This is a genomic window from Allobosea sp., assembly GCF_035944895.1.
Taxonomy (GTDB): Bacteria; Pseudomonadota; Alphaproteobacteria; order Rhizobiales; family Beijerinckiaceae; genus Allobosea.
Genome location: NZ_DASZAT010000010.1, coordinates 767432 through 785470, shown reverse-complemented (window position 1 = coordinate 785470; position 18039 = coordinate 767432). Strand labels below are relative to the sequence as shown.

Annotated in this window: 17 protein-coding genes; 8 read left to right on the top strand and 9 right to left on the bottom strand. The window is 67.0% G+C overall.

What is annotated here, in order from left to right:
• Window positions 1-21: 21 nt before the first annotated feature.
• Entirely contained in the window at window positions 22-828 is an 807-nt protein-coding gene (locus VGV58_RS19390) for a transglutaminase-like domain-containing protein (RefSeq protein ID WP_326875664.1), read from the bottom strand.
• Window positions 829-934: 106 nt separating this feature from the next.
• Entirely contained in the window at window positions 935-1687 is a 753-nt protein-coding gene (locus VGV58_RS19385) for an enoyl-CoA hydratase-related protein (RefSeq protein ID WP_326875663.1), read from the bottom strand.
• Window positions 1688-1862: 175 nt separating this feature from the next.
• On the opposite strand from VGV58_RS19385, the gene VGV58_RS19380 reads away from it, so the two are divergent.
• On the top strand, window positions 1863-3923 hold the full coding sequence (locus VGV58_RS19380; protein WP_326875662.1) for a 3-hydroxyacyl-CoA dehydrogenase NAD-binding domain-containing protein: 2061 nt from the start codon (window positions 1863-1865) through the stop codon (window positions 3921-3923).
• A gap of 9 nt (window positions 3924-3932) precedes the next feature.
• On the opposite strand, the gene VGV58_RS19375 is transcribed toward VGV58_RS19380, so the two are convergent.
• Window positions 3933-4409 (bottom strand): Lrp/AsnC family transcriptional regulator, encoded by a 477-nt coding sequence (locus tag VGV58_RS19375; protein WP_326875661.1) that lies wholly within the window; start codon window positions 4407-4409, stop codon window positions 3933-3935.
• Between the two features lie 187 nt (window positions 4410-4596).
• Here VGV58_RS19375 and VGV58_RS19370 point away from each other — a divergent pair, with 187 nt between their 5' ends.
• Both VGV58_RS19370 and VGV58_RS19365 read left to right on the top strand, forming a co-directional pair.
• A complete protein-coding gene (locus VGV58_RS19370) occupies window positions 4597-5118 on the top strand; it encodes a cysteine dioxygenase (RefSeq protein WP_326875660.1) in 522 nt (173 codons plus the stop codon).
• Between the two features lie 167 nt (window positions 5119-5285).
• Entirely contained in the window at window positions 5286-6146 is an 861-nt protein-coding gene (locus VGV58_RS19365) for a calcium-binding protein (RefSeq protein WP_326875659.1), read from the top strand.
• A gap of 16 nt (window positions 6147-6162) precedes the next feature.
• Here VGV58_RS19365 and VGV58_RS19360 read toward each other — a convergent pair whose 3' ends face one another.
• Window positions 6163-6846: a nitroreductase gene (locus VGV58_RS19360; RefSeq protein WP_326875658.1), complete on the bottom strand. Its 684-nt coding sequence runs from the start codon at window positions 6844-6846 to the stop codon at window positions 6163-6165.
• The gene (locus tag VGV58_RS19355) at window positions 6843-8558 is read right to left on the bottom strand and encodes a lysine--tRNA ligase (protein WP_326875657.1); all 1716 of its coding nucleotides are present in this window, start codon (window positions 8556-8558) and stop codon (window positions 6843-6845) included. Before VGV58_RS19355 ends, VGV58_RS19360 begins: the two co-directional genes overlap by 4 nt.
• Before the next feature lie 226 nt (window positions 8559-8784).
• On the opposite strand from VGV58_RS19355, the gene VGV58_RS19350 reads away from it, so the two are divergent.
• From VGV58_RS19350 to VGV58_RS19330, 5 genes are all read left to right on the top strand, one after another.
• On the top strand, window positions 8785-9840 hold the full coding sequence (locus VGV58_RS19350) for an ABC transporter substrate-binding protein (RefSeq protein ID WP_326875656.1): 1056 nt from the start codon (window positions 8785-8787) through the stop codon (window positions 9838-9840).
• Window positions 9841-10057: 217 nt separating this feature from the next.
• The gene (locus VGV58_RS19345; RefSeq protein ID WP_326876172.1) at window positions 10058-10783 is read left to right on the top strand and encodes an ABC transporter ATP-binding protein; all 726 of its coding nucleotides are present in this window, start codon (window positions 10058-10060) and stop codon (window positions 10781-10783) included.
• A 24-nt stretch (window positions 10784-10807) separates the two neighbouring features.
• Window positions 10808-11584 (top strand): ABC transporter permease, encoded by a 777-nt coding sequence (locus VGV58_RS19340; RefSeq protein ID WP_326875655.1) that lies wholly within the window; start codon window positions 10808-10810, stop codon window positions 11582-11584.
• Window positions 11585-11671: 87 nt separating this feature from the next.
• On the top strand, window positions 11672-13069 hold the full coding sequence (locus VGV58_RS19335; protein ID WP_326875654.1) for an aminotransferase-like domain-containing protein: 1398 nt from the start codon (window positions 11672-11674) through the stop codon (window positions 13067-13069).
• Between the two features lie 151 nt (window positions 13070-13220).
• Window positions 13221-13664 (top strand): DUF983 domain-containing protein, encoded by a 444-nt coding sequence (locus tag VGV58_RS19330; protein ID WP_326875653.1) that lies wholly within the window; start codon window positions 13221-13223, stop codon window positions 13662-13664.
• On the opposite strand, the gene VGV58_RS19325 is transcribed toward VGV58_RS19330, so the two are convergent.
• The 4 genes from VGV58_RS19325 to VGV58_RS19310 form a co-directional block, all read right to left on the bottom strand.
• Window positions 13619-14479 (bottom strand): transporter substrate-binding domain-containing protein, encoded by an 861-nt coding sequence (locus VGV58_RS19325; RefSeq protein WP_326875652.1) that lies wholly within the window; start codon window positions 14477-14479, stop codon window positions 13619-13621. The two genes, VGV58_RS19330 and VGV58_RS19325, sit on opposite strands and share 46 nt — an antisense overlap.
• A gap of 163 nt (window positions 14480-14642) precedes the next feature.
• Entirely contained in the window at window positions 14643-16112 is a 1470-nt protein-coding gene (locus VGV58_RS19320; RefSeq protein WP_326875651.1) for a mannitol dehydrogenase family protein, read from the bottom strand.
• A complete protein-coding gene (locus VGV58_RS19315) occupies window positions 16109-17389 on the bottom strand; it encodes a TRAP transporter large permease (protein ID WP_326875650.1) in 1281 nt (426 codons plus the stop codon). The genes VGV58_RS19320 and VGV58_RS19315 overlap by 4 nt, the downstream gene beginning before the upstream one ends.
• Before the next feature lie 3 nt (window positions 17390-17392).
• Window positions 17393-17926, bottom strand: coding sequence for a TRAP transporter small permease (locus VGV58_RS19310; protein ID WP_326875649.1), 534 nt, complete (start codon window positions 17924-17926; stop codon window positions 17393-17395).
• Between the last annotated feature and the right edge of the window lie 113 nt (window positions 17927-18039).

Below are 18039 nucleotides of genomic sequence, written 5' to 3'. Positions count from 1 at the left end.
AGCAGTTCGCCCCGCGCCGGGTCAGGCCGCCCGCGCAGGCTCGCTATCGCCGATCTCGGTGACTTCGACCCACTGGTTCAGGCACTGGCAGAAATTCCCGCTGGTCAGGAAGGCTATGTCGGCCGCGTCGCGTCCTGCCGCGATGCGGACCATGCCTTCGACCGGGGCCAGCCGCGTCGGATCGACCAGCCACCACTGTCCGTCGAGATAGACCTCGAAGACGGCGTGGAAATCCGGCGGGTCGAGCTCGGCTGCATAGACGCTGACGGCGCGAGCCGGCAGGTTGAGCGCCCGGCAGAGCGCAATGGCGAGATGGCTGAAGTCGCGGCAGACGCCGGCACGGTCGATGAAGGTCTGCTCGGCCGTGGTCTGCGCATTGCTGACGCCGTGCACGTAATCGACATGCTCCTGCAGCCAGTCGACGACGGCGAGCACCTTGGCGCCGCCCGCCTCGATGTCGCTGAATTCGCGTTGGGCGAAGCGCATCAGATTGTCGGAGGGGCAGAAGCGGCTCGGCAGCAGGTAGGGCAGCACCTCGGCCGGCAGTTCGGCCCAGGCATGCTGGCGTGCATCGGCATGCAGGATGTGGCGCGTGCCATTGTCGACCGTACCCTGATACTGGATCGAGACCTGACCCGAGAGCACGGCCCGGAAACGGCGTGCGCCGGTTTCGGCGTCGAGGTCACGGATCAGTTTGGCACCCTGGTCGACCAGGAGGCGATCCGAGATGATCGTCTGGTCCGAGGATCGCGCCGGCTCGATCGCGACGATCACCGGGGTTTCGTGGTCGAAGCGATAGACCAGAGTGGCGACGACCTTCAGCTTCACATCCTGCTCCTTGCGATCGCTGACGTGCGTCAACGCGACGAGGAGCAGGACGTTCCGCGATTCCCGCGACAACGGCGCGACGGACGGGCGCCGGCGTCGCGCGCCGTCAGCGCTTGGTCAGGAAGGCCATGAAGGCGGCCTGCGCCTCGGCCGATTTCAGCCGCTCGCCGAAATGGCGCGCCTCGGTCATGATCGTCTCTGCCACGGCAGCGGCGCTGCCGCGCTTGAGCAGCGACTTGGTCAGTGCGACCGATTGCGGCGGCAAGGCTGCCAGCGCCCTGGCCTTCTCCAGCGCAGCTGCGAGTGCGTCGCCTTCGTCGGTGACGCCGTTGATCAGCCCGGCTTCCTGAGCGACCTCGGGGCCGAAGGCCTCGCCCAGCATCAAGAGTTCGGCGGCGCGCTTGCTGCCGGCGATCAGCGGCAGGAGATAGCTCGAGCCACCCTCCGGGCAGAGGCCGAGGCTGACGAAGGGCATGCGGAAGCTGGCGCCACGCCCGGCGAAGGCGAGGTCGCAATGCAGCAGCATGGTGGTGCCGATGCCGACCGCGAAGCCCTCCGCCGCCGCGACGATCGGCTTCTTGGCCGTCGAGATCGCGGTCAGGAAGTCGATGGCGATCTCGGCGCCGACGCCGGTCGCGGCCGCTGCGGCGAAGTCCTTGATGTCGTTGCCGCTGGTGAAGCAGCCACCGGCACCGGTGAGCACGACGGCCCGGACCGAGGCGTCGGCATCAGCGGCGGCGAGTGCGTCGATCAGCCCCTGATAGGTGGCGCGGTCGAGCGCATTGCGCCGGTCGGGCCGGTTCATGGTGATCTGCCTGACGCCCTCGGCCGGGGTCTCGCTCAGAACGGTCTCGGTCATGCAAGCTTTCTCAAATGTCCTTCCCGCCGGGAGCGGGCGGCAGACGATGGGGGAGCCGCTTGCGCCGGTCAAGGAAGCCCTTAGGCTCAGGCGTTGCGGGGTCTCCGTCATTATTTTAAGTTTCAACTAATTGAGCGGCGCGATCGCGCCGCCGGCAGGACAGGGTGGAGATCGCATGCCTACCGTCACATTGACCCGCCAGGGCGAGATCGCCATCGCGACGCTCGACAACCCGCCGGTGAATGCGCTCTCGGCCGCGCTCCGGGCCGATCTCAATGATGCGCTGGCGAAGGCGATGGCCGATCCGGCCGTGACAGCGCTGGTCATCGCCGCAAAGGGCCGTGCCTTCATCGCCGGCGCCGATATCAGCGAGTTCGGCAAGCCCCCGCCGCCGCCGATCCTGCCTGACCTGCTGGCGGCGATCGAGAATGCGCCGAAACCGGTCGTCGCGGCGATCGAGGGTGTCGCACTGGGCGGCGGGCTCGAGGTTGCGCTCGCCTGCCACGGCCGCGTGGCCAGCCCGGCGGCCAAGCTCGGCCTGCCGGAGATCAAGCTCGGCCTGATCCCGGGAGCCGGTGGCACGCAGCGCCTGCCGCGGCTGATCGGAGCCACTGCCGCCTTCCCGATGATGCTCTCGGGCGAGCCGATCCCGGCCCAGAAGGCTCTGGCGCTCGGGCTGGTCGACAAGCTCGTCGACAGCGATGCCACCGCGGCTGCGATTGCGTTGGCGCAGGAACTGGCGGGCAAGGGCGCACCGGTGAAGACCAGCGCGCGCAGCGACAAGCTGACGGCCACCGAGCGTGAGGCCTTCGAGGCGCTGGCCAAGGATGCGCTGGCGAAATCCGGCGAGATGCCGAATGTCGCGGCGCTGGTCGAGGCGGTGCGCGCGGCGTTGACGCTGCCGCTGGCGGACGGGCTCGCGACCGAGCGGACGCTGTTCCTGAAGCTCCTCGGCGACGAGCGCTCCAAGGCGCTGCGCTATGTCTTCTTCGCCGAGCGCGAGGCGGCGAAGGTGCCCGGCATCGACGAGAGCGTGAAGCCGCGCCCGATCGCGCGTGCCGCGGTGATCGGCGCCGGCACCATGGGCGGTGGCATCGCGATGTGCTTCGCCAATGCCGGCATCCCGGTGACGTTGATCGAGACCACGCAGGAGCAGGTCGACAAGGGCCATGCCCGGGTGCGCGACACCTATGGCTTCTCGGTCAAGCGCGGCTCGATGACCGAGGCGGTGCGCGAGCAGCGCATGGCGCTGATCACGCCGGCGGTCGGGCTTGCCGCCGCCGCCGAGGCCGACATCGTGATCGAGGCCGCCTTCGAGGAGATGGGCGTCAAGCGCGAGATCTTCGGAGCACTCGACACAATCGCCAAGCCCGGCGCGATCCTCGCCAGCAACACCTCCTATCTCGACCTCGCCGAGATCGCGGCCGTGACGAGCCGGCCGGCCGATGTGCTCGGCATGCACTTCTTCAGCCCGGCCAATGTGATGAAGCTGCTGGAGATCGTCCGGCCGGCCGGCGTCGCGAACGATGTGATCGCCACCGCGATCAGCCTTGGCCGTAAACTCGGCAAGGTGCCGGTCGTGGTCGGCAATTGCTTCGGCTTCGTCGGCAACCGCCTGCTGGAAGCGCGCACCCGCGCCGCCGAACGCCTGCTCGTCGCCGGCGCGCTGCCGCATGAGGTCGATGCGGCGCTGACCGGCTTCGGCTTCAAGATGGGGCCCTTCGCCATGTCTGATCTCGCCGGCAACGACATCAGCTGGCGCAGCCGCAAGGCGCGCGGCAAGAGCGCGGCAGTGGCGGATGCGATCTGCGAGCGCGGCTGGTTCGGCCAGAAGACCGGGCGCGGCTATTACCGCTATCCGGAAGGCGCCCGGGCCGGTGAGCGCGATCCCGAGGTCGAGGCGCTGATCGCCGAGGTCTCCGCCAGCAAGGGTGTGACGCGGCGCAGCTTCACGGCTGAGGAGATCCTGGCGCGTCTGCTCGACCCGATGGTCAACGAGGGCGCACGCATCCTCGACGAGGGCATCGCCACGCGCGCGAGCGATATCGATACGGTCTGGCTCAACGGCTACAACTGGCCGGCCTGGCGCGGCGGGCCGATGCACTGGGCCGAGAGCGTCGGACTGGGGATGATCGTCAAGCGGCTGGAGCAGCAGGCGGCCGAGAGCGGCGACGCCTCGCTGGAACCGGCGCCGCTGCTGCGCAAGCTCGCGGCCGAGGGCAAAGGCTTCAGCTGAGCCGCGCCATTATCCTTCGGCGGCGAAGCCGAGCGGGATCGCCGTGGTCGATTTGAGCTCCTCCATGGCGAACATGGAGGTGACGTCGTTGAGCTCGATGCGCGAGATCAGCTTCTTGTAGAGCGCGTCATAGGCGGTGATGTCGGAGACATAGGCCTTGAGTAGGTAGTCGATCTCGCCGCTCATCCGGTAGAAGTCGACGATCTCGGGCAGGTCCTGCACGGCGGCGTGGAAGCGCTCCAGCCAGTCCATCGAATGATGCGCCGTCTTGACCGCGATGAAGACGGTGACGCCGGCCTTCAGCTTGGTGCGATCGAGCAAGGCGACGCGCCGCCTGATATGGCCTGCCTCTTCCAGCTTCTGGATGCGCCGCCAGCACGGCGTCGGCGACAGCCCGACCGCCTCGGCGATCTCCGCCAGCGGCTTGCTGGCATCCTGCTGCAACAGCGCGAGAATGCGCAGATCGAAGGCGTCGAGCTTGGCCATGGCTGCGGGCCTCATTCGGAATGAAATATCACTCGCTATACGCGAATAGAAATCTATTTCTCATATATCGATAAAAATTGGTATCAGTTTCTAATTTTATGCCATTTGCAGCGACGGATCGCAAACCATTCCCACCGGACCCGGCCTATCATTCCCTTGTCATTCGATGCGGCGGGAGATCAGGGACATGCAGGGCTTTCTCGGCGAGGAGCGGAGCGGCACGGTGCTGAATGCCCTGCGGACCCATGAGGGCACCTGCTCGCGCGATTATCTCGCCGCGGCCCGCGCCGTCCTCAACGAGCTGGTCGCTGTTCCCGACCTGATCCAGGCCCTCCCGCTGCTGCGCAAGCAAGGCAGCTATGCCCGCAACCTGCTTGCCGGCAACGAGGCCGTCAGCGTCTGGGCGATGGTCTGGGGCGAAGGTTCCACGACCTGCATCCATGATCATCACTGCTCGTGCTGCTTCGGCATGGTCACGGGCGCCCTGACGGAAACCTGGTATCGCGCCATCGATGCCAGCCGTGCAGTGGCGACGCAGGAATATGAGCGCCAGGCCGGTTATGTCGCCTGCATGCTGCCGACGGGGCCGAACATCCATCGCATGCAGAACCGCGGCGTAGGCGACGCGATCTCGATCCACATCTACGGCTACGACCACCATCTCCACGATTCCTCGGTCGAGACCGAGTACACCGCCGTGGCAGGCTGAAGCCGACAATCGGTTCCATAGCCGGCAGGCGCGCCGGCAGAATTTGCGAGCGCGGTCGGGGAATTCCCCGGCCGCGCTCTTCTGCCATCATGATGTCGTAACCCACACCGACCCTGTCGGCGGGGAGATCGAAAGCGGGTGGGCCAGCTGTCAAGGAGACTTGAGGCATGAGCCTGAACGTTCTGCAGAACCGTTGGGATGGCACCGAGGGCGACGATACCTGGGTGGCCGAGACCGGCACGACCGGTTGGACCGCCTATGGCAGAGGTGGCGACGACCATATGACCGGCAGCACGCTCGCCGACATGCTGTCCGGTGGCGATGGTTTCGACGTCATTCATGGCGGCGGCGGCAATGACCGTCTCTATGGCGGCGAAGGCGTCGACCAGCTTTATGGCGGCGACGGCAACGACCTCATCGACGGCGGCGGCCAGTACGACCTGATCTATGCCGGCAACGGGAACGACGTGGTGATCGGTGGTGGCATCGCCTATGGCGAAGCTGGCAACGACTTGCTCTCCGGCAGCGAGGAACGCGACATCCTCATTGGCGGCGACGGGAACGATACGATCCAGGGCGGCAACGGCGCCGATTTCCTTCGCGGCGGCAACGGCACGGACACGATCTATGGCGGCGGCGACGACACCGCCAATTTCGATTACACGGACGAGCTCTGGGGCGATGCCGGGAAGGATTTCCTCCATGGCGGCGTGGGCCGGGACGTCTTCGTCTACTGGACCGAAAGCGAGAGCCTACCCGGAGCTGCCACGCGCGACGTCATCTACGATTTCACGCAAGGCGCCGACGACATCAGCCTGCCGGTGGATGCCGATACCGTAACACCCGATTTTCAGGATTTCGTCTTCATCGGCACGGACGGCTTCAGCGGCGGCGCCGGCGAGGTGCGCTACGACATCGCCGACGGTAATACCTTGGTCACGGCCGATATGAATGGCGATCGCGTGGCCGATTTCGAGATCGAGCTCGCCGGAGAGATCAACCTGACGGCTTCCGACTTCCTGCTCTGAACCGAGTGACCTCGGGCTAATCCAGCCAGCTGGTGAAGCCCTCGACCGGCTCGCGCTCCGGCACGAGCCGGTTGGCCGGTGCATCCGGATCGGCCTTGCCGAGTGCGATGCCGCAGACGACCACTTCGCTCTCGGGAATACCGAGCTCGCGCCGGACGACCTGATGGAAGCGGGCGAAGATCGCCTGCGGGCAGGACTCGAGGCCATGGCCCTGTGCCGCGATCAGCAGGGTCTGGACGAAGGCGCCGAGATCGAGCCAGGAACCGATTTCGAGATCGCGGTCCACCGTCAACATCAGCGCGACCGGCGCGCCGAAGAAGCGCAGGTTTGCCTCGGTCTGGCGGCGCATGCCGGCGTGGTCGCCCTTGGCGACGCCGAGCAGGCCGTAAAGGTCCCAGCCGACCTTGCGGCGGCGCGAGAGATAGGGCTCGCGGAACGTCGTGGGGTAGTAGCGATACTCCTCCTCGCGCGGGGAGGGATCATCGAGCGCGGCGATCAGCGCGGTTTCAAGCCTGACGCGGGTCCTGGGGCCGAGCACGCGCAGCCGCCAGGGCTGCATGTTGGTGCCGCTCGGGGCCTGCGCTGCCAGCTCGATCAGGCGGCGCACCAAAGCGGGATCGACGGGATTGGGCAGGAAGGCGCGCACGGCGCGGCGGCTGGCGATGGCCTTCTCGACCGCCTCAGCCGCCGCTGCACTCATGCGCTGAGCGGCTGGCGCGCCGCCAGGAAGGCCTCGTGCTCGCGGATCAGGCCACCATCGAGCGCCTTGGCGATCAGCTTGCGGGTGTTGTCGAGTCCGTAGATCGCGGCAAAGGAGCCGAAGCGTGGGCCCTGATCCTCGCCAAACATCACCTGGTAGATCGCCTTCCACCAGTCGCCGGAGACGCCCGGCCGCTCGGGCGTGGCGTTCTTGGCAGTGAGGTTCTGATAGCGCGGAATGGCGCGCGCGACGTCGAGTGCCGCATCCTGCACGGCTTCGGCGCTCGCATCTGCTGGCAGGGCAGCAAGGGCGGCGTCGAGCGCGGTGAAGGCTGCGCGCTCGGTCTCGTCGGCCGGGCGGTAGTGCTTGGCCGGCTTCACGAAGTCTCTGAAGTAAGCGAGCGCATAGCCGACGAGCGCATCGAGCCGCGGATGCGTCTGCGGCGAGATGCCGGGCGCGTAGCGCTGCAGGAAGCCCCAGAGCACGGCCTTGTCCTCGGAGTTCGCGACCGCGACGAGGTTCATCAGCAGCGAGAACGAGATCTGCGTGCGCACCGCATTGTCGCCCTCGCCGGTGGCGATCACCTCCGGCTGCGGCGGCGTGCCGGCATGGATGTGCCAGACCGGGTTGCCGAGCCGGTTCTTCCAGTCCTGCCGGTCATAGCCGCCGAGGAACTGCAGGTAGTCATCGACCGCGCGTGGGATCACGTCGAAATGCAGCTTCTTGGCCTCGCGCGGACGCGCATACATGAACAGCGCCAGGCTCTCCGGCGGGCCGTAGCTCAGCCAGTCCTCGATGGTCAGGCCGTTGCCCTTCGACTTCGAGATCTTCTGGCCCTGTTCGTCGAGGAAGAGCTCGTAGTTGAAGCCCTCCGGCGGCGTGCCGTCGATGGCGCGGGCGATCTGCGAGGAGACCTTGACCGAGTCGATCAGGTCCTTGCCGGCCATCTCGTAGTCGACGCCGAGCGCGACCCAGCGCATCGCCCAGTCGGGCTTCCATTGCAGCTTGGCATGGCCGCCGGTGACCGGCGTGGTGAAGCGCTCGCCGCTCTGCGGATCGGTCCAGGTGATGGTGCCGGCCTCGACGTCGCGCGCCTCGATCGGCACCTGCATGACGATCCGGGTCTTCGGATGGATCGGCAGGAAGGGCGAATAGGTCGCGGCGCGCTCCTCGCGCAGGGTCGCCAGCATGATCGACATGACCTTGTCGAAACGGGCCAGCATCTTGAGCAGGGTCGCGTCGAACTCGCCGGCGCGATAGGCGTCGGTCGAGGACTTGAACTCGTAGTCGAAGCCGAACTGATCGAGGAAGGCGCAGAGCCGGGCATTGTTGTGCCGGCCGAACGAGTCATGCGTGCCGAACGGATCGGGCACTTCGGTCAGCGGCTTGCCGAGATGCTGCGCCAGCAGCTCCTTGTTCGGCACGTTGTCCGGCACCTTGCGCAGGCCGTCCAGGTCGTCCGAGAAGGCGATCAATCGGGTCGGGATGGCGCCATCGGTCAGCACCTGAAAGGCGTGGCGCACCATCGAGGTGCGCGCGACCTCGCCGAAGGTGCCGATATGTGGCAGGCCCGACGGGCCGTAGCCGGTCTCGAACACCACCTCCTGCTTGCCCGATTTCTGCAGCCGCGCCACGAGCTTCTTGGCTTCCTCGAACGGCCAGGCGGCCGAGACGCGGGCGGCTTCGATGAGCGCGGGGTCGAAAGCGGGCATTTTGGCTTCAAGTCTCGCAAGATAGGGCAGGGGAGCGGGCGGTTTCGCAGATATGCAAGTGCGGCGCAACATCCGTGGGGCCATCTGCCGGCAAGATGGAAAACGCTTGCTCAAAAAAGCGGCAGACAACCCCGGCCGATCGATTGACTCCGAACCGGCCCCCGCTAGCGTCGTCGTACAACATAAGCAGGGGTCGGCTTCGATGGTTCGTGAGGTGAAGTGGGGGATGTCCGGCTCGCAGCGGGCCGGCGAGGGTTTGGCATGGGCGGTCAGCCGCCGCGTTGCGCTTGCCGGTGCGGCTGTGCTGGGCTTGAGCGCGATGTCGCCGGCGCAGGCTCAGACCGCGGTGAAATTCACGCTCGACTGGGTGTTCCAGGGGCCGACCTCGCCTTTCCTGGTGGCGCTGGAGAAGGGCTACTACAAGGCCGAAGGGCTCGACGTGACCATGGATCCCGGCCAAGGCTCGGCCGGTGCGGTCCAGCGTGTCGCCACCGGCGCCTATGACATCGGCTTCTCCGACGTGAACTCGCTGATCGAGTACAACGCCAAGAACGTCGGCAAGGAGATTCTCTGCGTCTTCATGGCCTATGACTTCCCGCCTTTCGGCGTCCATACGCTGAAGAAGACCGGGATCAGCAAGCCGGCCGATCTCGCCGGCAAGAAGCTGGGCGCGCCGGTGTTCGACGCTTCGTTCCGGCTCTTTCCGGCCTTCGCCAAGAAGGTCGGCATCGACGCCAAGACCGTCAATCACGTCAACCTGACGCCGCAATTGCGCGAGCAGTCGATGGTGCAGGGCACGGTCGACTTCATCAGCGGCCATTTCTTCTCGTCGGTGCTCGACCTGAAGGCGCGCGGCGTGAAGCAGGAGGACATCGTCTCCTTCAACTACTCCGACTACAAGATGGACGTGTACGGCAACGGCATCATCGTCTCGCCGGCCTTCGCCGAGAAGCCGGAGGTGGTGAAAGGCTTCCTGCGCGCCACCGCCAAGGCCTGGAAGGAGGTCGCCGCCAATCCGGCGGTCGGTCTCGCCGCGGTGAAGAAGCGCGATCCGCTGATCGACGAGAAGCTGGAGGCCGAGCGCCTCGATTTGTCGCTGAAGATGAACGTGCTGACGCCCTATGTGAAGGAGAACGGCATGGGCGATGTCGACCCGGCGCGCTTCGCCCGCTCGGTCGTCGATGTCGCCGACGCCTTTGGCCTGCCGGCCGCACCGGCGGCCGACAAGGTGTTCTCGAACAAATACCTGCCGCCCAAGTCGGAGCGCATGGTCGCGCCGTAACCAACGTGGCTATCCACTCCAGCCCTCATCCTGAGGAGCCGCCCCGGCAGGGGCGGCGTCTCGAAGGATGCTTCAGGAGGCTCCCGTGACATCTGGACCATCCTTCGAGACGCGGCCTGCGGCCGCTCCTCAGGATGAGGGCTCGCGAGTGCGGGCCGGAACTCCCCTAGTCGAATTGCGCAAGGTCAGCCTCGCCTATGGCAGCGGCCCCTCGCGCATGCTGGCGCTGGAGGATGCGACGCTCGACATCGCCAAGGGCGAGTTCATTGCCGTGGTCGGCCCATCCGGCTGCGGCAAGTCCACGCTGATGAAGCTGGTCACCGGGCTGTTGCCGCCGAGTGGCGGCGAGGTCCGCGTCCACGGCAAGCCGGTAAAGGGGCCGATCCGCGGCGTCGGCATGGCCTTCCAGGCGCCGACCCTGATGCCCTGGCGCACGACGCGCGACAACATCCTGTTGCCGCTCGAAGTGGTCGAGCCGCACAAGCGCCGCTTCCGGGCGAACAAGGCCGAGTACATCGAGCGGGTCGAGACGCTGCTTGCTTCGGTGGGCTTGAGCGGCTTCGGTGACAAGTTCCCCTGGCAGCTCTCGGGCGGCATGCAGCAGCGCTCCAGCCTGTGCCGGGCGCTGGTGCACGAGCCCGAGATCCTGATGCTCGACGAGCCCTTCGGCGCGCTCGACGCCTTCACGCGCGAGGAACTCTGGGGCGTGATGCAGGCGCTCTGGCTGGAGAAGCGCTTCACCGCCGTGCTGGTGACGCATGATCTGCGCGAAGCGGTCTACCTCGCCGACACCGTCTACGTGATGAGCCGGCGGCCCGGGAAGATCGTCAAGATCAGCAAAATCGATCTGCCGCGGCCGCGCACGCTGGAGACGACCTTCACCGCCGAGTTCGTCGACATCGTCCACGACCTGCGCGAGCGCATCCATATGGAGCATGCGTGATGCGGCCCCGGCAGGACCAAGATCATGACTGACCGCCAGAGACAGGTTCTGCTCGTCGCCATGCCTTGGCTCGCCATGGCTGGGTTGCTGCTGATCTGGGAGCTCGCCTGCATCGTCTTCGACGTACCGGAGATCCTGGCGCCGCGGCCGACGCGCATCTTCGAGGTGATGGTCCAGCGCTGGGACATCCTGCTGAGATACTGCCTGGAGACCTTGTGGACGACGGCGATCGGCTTCGTGCTGGCGATCGGTTTCGGCGTGCTGCTCGGCCTCGCCGTCGGCGCCTCGCCCTTCATCTATTCCGGGCTCTACCCGCTGCTGATCGCCTTCAACGCGGTGCCCAAGGTCGCGATCGTGCCGATCCTGATGATCTGGCTCGGCGTCGGCGCGCTGCCGGCGATCATCACCGCCTTCGTCATCTCCTTCTTCCCGATCGTGGTGAACGTCGCCACGGGCCTCGCCACGATCGAGCCGGAGATGCGCGACGTGATGCGCTCGCTCGGCGCCAGCCAGTGGGAGATCCTGACCAAGGTCGGCGTACCCCGCGCCATGCCCTATCTCTTCGCCAGCCTGAAGGTCGCGGTGACGCTCGCCTTCATCGGCTCGGTGATCTCCGAGACGGTCGGCGGCAATCGCGGTATCGGCTTCCTGATGCTCTCGGCTGGCGCCCGAAACGACTCCGCCACGACCTTCGCCGGCCTCTTCGCCATCGCGATCATGGGCATCCTGATGTACGCCGCCTGCGCGCTGGTCGAGCGCCGGATGACGCGCTGGGCCTTCCGCGGCGAGATCGTCGGCTGAGTGGAGCGCTTCGCCGCTAGTGACAGCGCGGCTTTGCAACAATATACAGTCAATCCATTCAGTGCTGCGCTTTCACGGATCGCATCGATGGATTGGCTTCCTGACCTGACCCAGAGCGACAAGCCGCGCTATCTCGCCATCGCCGACCGGATCGCCGCCGACATCGCCGCGGGGGTGCTGTCGGCGGGGGAGAGATTGCCGCCGCAGCGGCGGCTCGCCGAGGCACTCGCCGTCGACTTCACCACGGTGGCGCGCGGCTATGTGGAAGCGCAGCGGCGCGGGCTGGTCGAGTCGCGGGTGGGGCAGGGCACCTTCGTCAAGGCGGTGCCTATGAAAGCCATGACGCCGGACAGGGGCTCGATATCGCGCGCGTCCGCGCCGGAATTGGTCGACCTCTCGATGACCTTGCCGCCGGAGCCCGACGATCCCGCGCTGGTCGCTCGGTTGCGGCAAGGCATGGCCGAGGTCGGTGAGCGGCTGGTCAGCCTGCTGCGCTATCAGCCGCTCGGTGGTTCACCAGCCGACAAGGCGGCGGCTGGGCTCTGGCTCGGGCGACGCGGGCTTGCTCCGGCTCCTGAACAGCTCTTCGTCGTACCGGGTGCGAATGCGGCGCTGCTGGCGATCCTGAGCAGCCTGGCCAGGCCGGGCGACGCAGTGCTCTGCGAGGCGCTGACCTATCCCGGCATTCGCTCGATCTGCGCGCAGCTCGGCCTGCCCCTGACTGGCCTTGTGATGGATCGCGACGGGCTCGACCCCGAGGCGTTCGCCGAGACCTGTGCGCGCCTGAAGCCGAAGGCGCTCTATCTCAACCCCGTCCTGCAGAACCCGACGACGATCACCATGCCGGAGCGGCGGCGCGAGGAGATCGCAGGAATCGCCCGTCGCCATGGCGTCGCGATCATCGAGGACGATGCCTATGGCTTCGTGCCGCCCGATGCGCCGGCGCCTTTTGCTGCGCTCGCTCCGGAGCTGAGCTGGCACATTGCCGGCCTGTCGAAATGCCTCGGCGCCGGTTTGCGGCTCGCCTATGTCGTGGTGCCGGACCTCCGTTCCGGCTGGCCTTTCGCTGCGGCCCTGCGCGCCAGCAGCATCATGGCTTCACCTTTGACCGCGGCGCTGGCGACGGCCTGGATCGAGGATGGCAGCGCCGACGCGCTGCTTGCCTTCATCAGGACAGAGACGGCGGCGCGGCAGCGTCTCGCGGCCGAGATTCTGCCTGCGGGCCTCCACCGCACCGATCCGCTGAGCTTCAATCTCTGGCTGGAACTGCCCCAGCCCTGGACCCGCGCCGCCTTCGTCGGGCAGATGCAGGCGACCGGGATCGGTATCGTCGCCAGCGATGCCTTCGCCGCCAAGGGACCGGCGCCGGAGGCGGCCCGCATCTGCCTGGGTGGACCGATCGGCCGCAAGGCGCTCGGCGATGCGCTCGCCTTCATGGCGCATGCGCTGGAACAGGCGCCGGAGGTGAGTGCTCGCGCACTATAGGCGCTGGGCCATAACGGCCCTGTGCTGGCCGAATGACCTGCGACAGTGTTGCATGTGTGCCGATATTGACTGCAATCAATATTGGCGCTATGTAGCGGTCAATCTCTGGTGAATGCAGTCAATCATGGTGCGTCACCGTCAGGAGGACGACATGGCACATCAGCATTGGCCGGCACTGTCTCCGCTCAAGACCGGCCTGCGCGGCCGCTGCCCGCGTTGCGGCGAAGGCCAGCTCTTCGACGGCTTCCTGACGCTGAAGCCGCGCTGCGAGGCTTGCGGGCTCGATTATTCCTTCGCCGATCCGGCTGACGGCCCGGCGTTCTTCGTGATGATGTTCGTCTGCGTGCCGGCGGTCGCCTTCCCGCTCTGGCTGGAGCTGAGCTACAGCCCGCCGACCTGGGTGCATCTGGTCACGACCTTGCCGCTGGTGTTGCTGACCTGCATCCCGCCCTTGCGCCCGCTCAAGGGCTGGCTCGTCGCCTCGCAGTATTTCTACAAGGCTGAGGAAGGGCGCCTGGCCAAGCCGGTCCAACCCGCCAAGGATGATAGTCAGAACGGGCTGACCGGGAAGAACCGGATGAACAGCCTGGCATAGGTGCCGTCGTCCCAGAGACCCTGCAGCGCGTAGTCGATCGCCCGCTTCAGTGCGAGATCGTCCTTGCGCAGCAGGAAGCCGACGCCCTCGCCGAAATAGCGGGCTTCGAGATAGGGGCCGCCGGCGAAGGCGAATTCGCTGCCGCCGCGGCCGGCGATGCTCAGCGCCAGCGCGACCCCGTCCCCGAAAACATACTCGGCATCGCCGCTGCGCAGCAAAGCGAGCGCGGCTTGCAGGTCCGGCGCGGTCCGGCGCTGGATGAATGGGGCGAGGCGCTCGAGGAAGGCTTCATGCGCGGTGCCTGAGACCACGGCGACGCGCGTGCCGCGCAGGCCGCCCAGCTCGAGGTCGGCCCGGGCATTGCCGCGTGTCGTCAACAGGCGAGCGGGTGAGCGATGATAGGTCTGGCTCGCCGTAAAGCGCGAGCGCAGCTCGCTCGTGACAGGGATGGCGGCGGCGAGCACATCGCCGCGCCCCTCGGCCAGGGAATCCAGCAAGGTGTCGAAGCGGCGGGCCTGGATGGTGCAGCTCAGGGCGAGCTTCTCGCAGACCGCCCGCGCGAGCTCGACCGAAAAGCCGGTGACGCCACCTTCCGGCGTGGCGAAATGCATCGGCGGGAAGTCGTCATCAGTGAGGAAGCGGATCACCCGCGGCGGGCCGAGATCGGGCCGCTCGACCCGGACGTTCGGATCCCAGTAGTTCGGCACGACATAGGTCGCGGCCGGCTGCGCCTGGGCCTTCGCTCCACCTGAGGGCAGGAGCAGCAGGGCGGCGAGGGCGCTGGTCGTCAGGGCTTTCGCGATGAGGGCGAACATCGCCTGTATCTGGCGCCAGGGTAGGGCGGGGATCAAGGGGCAGAGGTGCGTCATTCTCGGGCGGAGCGAAGCGCAGACCCGAGAATCTCAGGACGAGAAGGTGCTGATAGGAGCTTCCTCCGGCCCGAAATGCTCGGGTCAAGCCCGAGCATGACGCATGTCGTCAACCCAGCGCCGCTGCCGTCGCCTTTGCGCCCTTCTGGAACAGGCTGGCGAGATGACCCGCCACCGCTTGCGTGAAGCGCTGCTCGCGCGGCAGGTCGTCACCGAAGATTGCGCCGATGCCGAACAGGGCCTCGCTCAGCGCCCCGGCATTGCGGCCGGCAGTCTTGGCGCGGGTCGTGAATTCGGCCGCCAAAGGATCGCGCACGTCGATCGCGGCGCCCGTCTCGTCGGTGCCGGTGACATAGGACATCCAGGCGGCGACCCCGAGGGCAAGATGCTCGATCGGCGCGCCGGCCTTCAGGCGCTCGCGGATGGTGCCGAGCAGGCGCTGCGGCAGCTTCTGCGAGCCGTCCATGGCGATCTGCCAGGTGCGATGCCGGATCGCCGGATTCTGGAAGCGGGCGAGCAGGTCGTTGGCATAGGCCTTGAGGTCGACGCCCTGCGGGGCCGGCACGGTCGGGATGATCTCGTTCCAGAGCCCTTGCAGGAAGCGGGCGAAGACCGGATCGCCGCTCGCCGCCGCGACCGTCTCGTGCCCGGCGAGGTAGCCGAGATAAGCTAGGCTCGAATGCGCGCCGTTGAGCATGCGCAGCTTCATGAACTCGAAGGGCGCGACCTCCGAGACCATCTGCGCGCCGACGTCGTGCCAGCGCGGCCGGCCGGCGGCGAAGACGTCCTCCACCGCCCATTGCCGGAAGGGCTCGCCGATCACCGGAGCGGCATCATCGAGGCCGAGCAGACCAGCGACCTCGGCGATATCGGCCTCGGTGGTCGCCGGCACGATCCGGTCGACCATGGTCGAGGGGAAGGCGCCATTGGCCTCGATCCAGGCGGCGAGCTTGTCGTCGCGGAGCGCGGCGAAGTCTCTGATGAGACCGGCCAGGACATGGCCGTTGGAAGGGAGGTTGTCGCAGCAGAGGGCGGTGAAGGGGCCGAGGCCCGCGGCCTTGCGCGCAGCTAGGCCGGCGGCGATCAGGCCGACGGCCGAGCGCGGCGCATCGGGATGGGCGAGGTCGTGGATGATGTCGGGATGATCAGCCCTGAGCCTGCCGGTCGCCGGATCGTGGCAATAACCCTTCTCGGTGACGGTGAGCGAGACGATCTTCGTTTCGGGTGCCGCGAGCCTGGCGACCAGCGCCTGCGGGCTTTCGGGCGCGACGAGCACGTCGAGCACGGAACCGATGACGCGCAGTTCAGGGCCGGCCGGGGCGCGCTTCAGGAAGGTATAGAGCCCGTCCTGCGGCTTCAGCCGGTCGCGCTGGTCGGGCCGCTGCAGGCTGGCGCCGATGATGCCCCAGGCGCCGAATTCGGCTTCCAGCGCGTCGTCGGTGAACTCGCATAGATGGGCGCGCGTGAAGGCGCCGAGGCCGAGATGGACGATGCCGGGCTTGAGCTTGCTGCGGTCATAGCCCGGCCGCCTGACGGCGGCCGGAAGCGAGGCAAGAGTGGCGGAGGACAGACGGGTCAATGGAACAGCCTCGGCAGCCAGAGGGAGATGCCGGGGACATAGGTCACCAGCAGGAGCACGGCAACCGAGGCGCCGTAGAACGGCCAGATCGTGCGCATGGATTCGCCGATCGAGATGCGCCCGATGGCGCAGGCCACGAACTGGACCGAGCCGACCGGCGGGGTGTTGAGGCCGATGCCGGCATTGAGGATCAGGATCACGCCGAAATGGATCGGGTCGACGCCGAAGGCCTTGACCACCGGCAGGAAGATCGGCGTGCAGATGATGATCATCGGCGCCATGTCCATGAAGGTGCCAAGCACCAGCAGGATGATGTTGACCATCAGCAGGATGACGATCGGATTGTCCGAGACCGCCTTCATCGCCGCGATCGTCGCCTGCGGCACCTGCAGGAAGGCCATCAGCCAGCCGAAGGAGCCGGCGGCGCCGATCACCAGCAGCACCATGGCGGTGGTGCGCACGGCTCCGAGCGTCGCCTCGACGAAGGCCGTCCAGGTCAGCTGGCGATAGACCAGGATGGTGACGAGGATGGCGTAGACCACCGCGACGCAGGAGGATTCGGTCGCGGTGAAGACGCCGGAGCGGACGCCGCCGAAGATGATGCCGATCAGCAGGATGCCGGGCAAAGCGAGCACGACATAGCGCCCGACGGCGGCAAAGCCCGGGAAGGGCTCGCGCGGATAGCCGCGCTTCACCGCAACCGCCCAGGCCGCGAACATCAGCGCGGCGCAGAGCAGCAGGCCGGGGATGACGCCGGCGGTGAAGAGATCGGCGATCGAGAGATTGCCGCCCGCCGAGAGCGAATAGATGATCATGTTGTGCGAGGGCGGGATCAGCAGCGCGATGATCGCCGCGTTCGCGGTGACGTTGACGGCGTAGTCGGCGTCATAGCCGCGCTTCTTCATCTGCGGGATCATCAGGCCGCCGACGGCCGACGCATCGGCGACGGCCGAGCCGGAGATGCCGCCGAAGAGCGTGCAGGTCACGACATTGACCTGGCCGAGGCCGCCGCGCAGATGGCCGACCAGACTCGCCGCCATCTGGATCAGGCGCTCGGCGATGCCGCCGCGGATCATCAGATCGCCGGCATAGATGAAGAACGGGATCGCCATCATGGCGAAGGCGTTCATGCCGGAATTCATCTGCTGGAAGACGACGACCGGCGGCAGGCCCATATAGACGACGGTCGCGACCGAGGCGATGCCGAGGCAGAAGGCGACGGGGACGCCGATCAGCAGCAGCAGCGAGAAGACGCCGAAGAGAACCCAGAGTTCCATGGTTCAGACCTCCTGCTCGGAGCCGAAATGGCCGAAGCCGAGCGGGGCCTGCTTCTCGCCGGTGACGAAGAGCAGCATTTTCTCAAGCGCGAACAGGGCGATCAGCGCGCCGCCGGCGGCGATCGGGACATAGTCCCAGCCGCGCGAGATGCCGATGATCGGCATGCGGTCGCTCCAGGTGCCGGCGGCGAGCTGCGTGCCATAGACCAGCATGGCGAGGCCGAAGGCGCAGACCAGACCTTCGCCGATCAGGATCAGCGCGGAGCGGACTGGCGGCGGCGACATGGCGAGGCCGACCTCGAAGCCGAGATGGTCGCTCTCGCGCACGCCGACGGCGGCGCCGAGCAGGATGAACCAGGACATCAGGAAGAGCGAGCCGGCCTCGACCCAGATCGGTGTGTCGTTGAGGACATAGCGGCCGAACACGCCCCAGGCGACCATCACCGTCATCAGGACGAGGCCGGTGCCGGCGGTGAACAGGGCGTAGAGGCTGAGCTTGGCGCCGAGGCGCGTCAGAAGCGCGGTGAAGGCGTGCATGGATGTGTCCCGGCGCTGTCAGTTCTTGCGAGTCGTCCCGGGCGAGCGAAGCGAAGACCCGGGACCCATGCCGCAACGGTTCAGGCATGGATCCCGGATCGGCGCGGCTTCGC

Excerpts from the sequence above, each read along its gene's own strand:
- VGV58_RS19365 (WP_326875659.1), top strand. The coding sequence starts at position 5,286 with ATGAGCCTGAACGTTCTGCAGAACCGTTGGGATGGCACCGAGGGCGAC.
- VGV58_RS19355 (WP_326875657.1), bottom strand. The coding sequence starts at position 8,558 with ATGCCCGCTTTCGACCCCGCGCTCATCGAAGCCGCCCGCGTCTCGGCC.
- VGV58_RS19310 (WP_326875649.1), bottom strand. The coding sequence starts at position 17,926 with ATGCACGCCTTCACCGCGCTTCTGACGCGCCTCGGCGCCAAGCTCAGC.
- VGV58_RS19345 (WP_326876172.1), top strand. The coding sequence starts at position 10,058 with ATGCTGGCGCTGGAGGATGCGACGCTCGACATCGCCAAGGGCGAGTTC.
- VGV58_RS19350 (WP_326875656.1), top strand. The coding sequence starts at position 8,785 with ATGTCCGGCTCGCAGCGGGCCGGCGAGGGTTTGGCATGGGCGGTCAGC.
- VGV58_RS19380 (WP_326875662.1), top strand. The coding sequence starts at position 1,863 with ATGCCTACCGTCACATTGACCCGCCAGGGCGAGATCGCCATCGCGACG.
- VGV58_RS19325 (WP_326875652.1), bottom strand. The coding sequence starts at position 14,479 with ATGTTCGCCCTCATCGCGAAAGCCCTGACGACCAGCGCCCTCGCCGCC.
- VGV58_RS19370 (WP_326875660.1), top strand. The coding sequence starts at position 4,597 with ATGCAGGGCTTTCTCGGCGAGGAGCGGAGCGGCACGGTGCTGAATGCC.
- VGV58_RS19330 (WP_326875653.1), top strand. The coding sequence starts at position 13,221 with ATGGCACATCAGCATTGGCCGGCACTGTCTCCGCTCAAGACCGGCCTG.
- VGV58_RS19375 (WP_326875661.1), bottom strand. The coding sequence starts at position 4,409 with ATGGCCAAGCTCGACGCCTTCGATCTGCGCATTCTCGCGCTGTTGCAG.
- VGV58_RS19340 (WP_326875655.1), top strand. The coding sequence starts at position 10,808 with ATGACTGACCGCCAGAGACAGGTTCTGCTCGTCGCCATGCCTTGGCTC.
- VGV58_RS19385 (WP_326875663.1), bottom strand. The coding sequence starts at position 1,687 with ATGACCGAGACCGTTCTGAGCGAGACCCCGGCCGAGGGCGTCAGGCAG.
- VGV58_RS19360 (WP_326875658.1), bottom strand. The coding sequence starts at position 6,846 with ATGAGTGCAGCGGCGGCTGAGGCGGTCGAGAAGGCCATCGCCAGCCGC.
- VGV58_RS19335 (WP_326875654.1), top strand. The coding sequence starts at position 11,672 with ATGGATTGGCTTCCTGACCTGACCCAGAGCGACAAGCCGCGCTATCTC.
- VGV58_RS19315 (WP_326875650.1), bottom strand. The coding sequence starts at position 17,389 with ATGGAACTCTGGGTTCTCTTCGGCGTCTTCTCGCTGCTGCTGCTGATC.